Source organism: Thermovirga sp., assembly GCF_017656375.1.
Taxonomy (GTDB): domain Bacteria; phylum Synergistota; class Synergistia; order Synergistales; family Thermovirgaceae; genus Thermovirga.
In genome coordinates, this window is the sequence record NZ_JACDOB010000076.1 from 1 (window position 1) to 2,271 (window position 2,271).

Here is a 2,271-nt window from a genome sequence, read left to right on the forward strand (position 1 = left end):
CGTGGGGTTAGGCCTTCAAGCCAGGTAGAACACCAAAAACGAAGGCTTGACCCCTAAAAGACCAAAAGAAAGTAGATGACTAGAAATAAAGGTGTTCCCGCTGTCCGTTGATAGCGGGAACACCTTTACCTATATAGCTTATGATACTAGTGTGTATTATTCTTGCCCTTCTATTATCGTAATAAATACGTTTACCACCCCAGGGTCGAAATGTTTTCCCTTTTGTTCTTTGATATATTCTATAGCTTTTTCTTTTGGCCATGCCTTTCGATATGGCCTGTCGCTTGTAAGGGCATCCCATACGTCTACTACAGCAAATATCCTAGCGGAGAGGGGAATTTGTTTTCCTTTCAGGCCGCGGGGATATCCTGTCCCATTCCATCTCTCGTGATGGCAATAAGGAATGTCTATGCTCTTGTTTAGATATGTAATGGGTGACAGCATCTCAAAGGCATATTCAGGATGTTTTTTCATGATTTCCCATTCTTCCTCTGTGAGTTTCCCTTTCTTGAGTAGTATGGAATCAGGAACACCTATTTTGCCTATATCGTGAAGATAGGCACCTCTTTCTATGTGAACAAGATCCGGATTTTTTATCCCCATTCTTCTCGCTATTTCTACAGTCAGCTTTGTAACCCTTTCGCTATGGCCTGCCGTCTCGTCTTCTTTCAAGGACAGTGCTTTTCCCCAGCCCGCAATGGTTTCGTTGTAAGCATTAAAAAGCTCAAGGTTTCTATTCCATAAGTCATCCACTAACTTTGCGTTATCAATTCCTAAGGATATCTGGCCTGCTAGCGCTTCAAAGAAATTAACCCACTCTTCGCCTCCTGTTAAGGGTTTGCGGAAAAATACTTGTAACACCCCAAGCCTCTCTCCCCTTGCAGTTAAAGGGGCACCATAATAAGAACGGAATCCCTCTTCCAGGTAAAAGTCAATGCTTGAAGAATCAAAAGGAGAGATTGCTCTTAGATCAGGTATATGTATTATTTCATGTTTTTTAAGCACTTTCCCCTCTATTGTATTTTCGATGCTGACGCAAAACCCCTCCAAATTATTGGCTTCAAACCCATACGTAGCCGCTATTTTAAGAGATTGAGCATGGGGGTCATAGCTCAAGATGGCTGCTGCGTCTGCCCCCAACTGTTTAATGGTTTCCTCTAATGCAACATAATAGACTAGCTTGATGCCACTTCCTGTGCTTATTGCCATATCTATGTTTCGTAAGGCTTTCAATCTATTGAGGTGCTTGTTAGTTGAATCATACAGGTTGCTATATTTCAGAATAAAAGAGAAAATACCAACATAGTTCTGCAGTGACGTCATAATTGAGTCCGTAAAGTAGCCGATTTTGTTGCTATAAAGATTTATGCTGCCGAAAGCCCTTCCGTTTCCTATTAAAGGTATAGCTACGAAGCTTTTGATCCCCAATTCAGTTACAAATCCTTTCCAGGGAAGATAACTGGGGCACGCTTTGATATCTTGGCATATCTGCGGCTTCCCTGACTTTATTGCTTTACCTGCCAGTCCATGACTCAGCTCAATTTCGCCCCATCTTAAAGCTACCTGCTTTAAGGAAGATGCCTCCTTGGGGAAGTAAGCTACAAGCTTTACGTGTCCATTGCTTTCTGCACGCCCAAGCCAGCCACAGAGCAAGCCAAAGCTTTTAACGCATATTTGAATTGCTTTTTTTGCAACATCTTCTAAGGCTACATCTCTTTTTTCAATTTCGATTATGTGATTTTTTTCTTTTATGTTTTCTCCTTGGTTCTCTTGCATTTCTGACACCAGCACCCTTCTCCTGTTCGGGAAATGTGAGTGCTACACCTCCTCTAGAACTGAAATCGTTTCTCCATCTTGATGCCTTATAAAGTTGGCTTTACAGGAGTAATACTATAACATTATATAATATTACGCCCCATGTAGGAAGTCAATTAGAAATGATATTCTTTTTGTAGATGTGCCTAAGTTTCGTTCCGACTACTTAGGTAAAGTGAAGAAGGTAATGGAAAAGGCGGGCACCTTTCCTTTATACTGGTGCTGCACAAACAACCAAAACAAAAACAAAGGAAACAGGAGGTAACCCGCCGTTACGTTATTATGCCAGCGCTTAAAGCGATCAAAAAATCTTTAAGTAGCTTTGGATGTAACATCTGCCTTCAGGGGAAGGCTAAGGAAGGGCTAAGAAGTAGCCAAAAGAGTCCTTGCCTGTTCTTACGAGATTTGGGATGCCTCCTGATTTGCTGTAATATTCTAGATTGCTCAAGACGTCCA

The 2,271-nt window shown here is 41.7% G+C and carries 1 protein-coding gene; it reads right to left on the minus strand.

Features of this window, described 5'->3' with window-relative positions; translation table 11 throughout:
• Positions 1-156 precede the first annotated feature (156 nt).
• Positions 157-1,776, minus strand: a complete 1,620-nt coding sequence (locus tag H0Z23_RS08910; protein WP_296869096.1) for an HD domain-containing phosphohydrolase — start codon at positions 1,774-1,776, stop codon at positions 157-159.
• Positions 1,777-2,271: the final 495 nt, after the last annotated feature.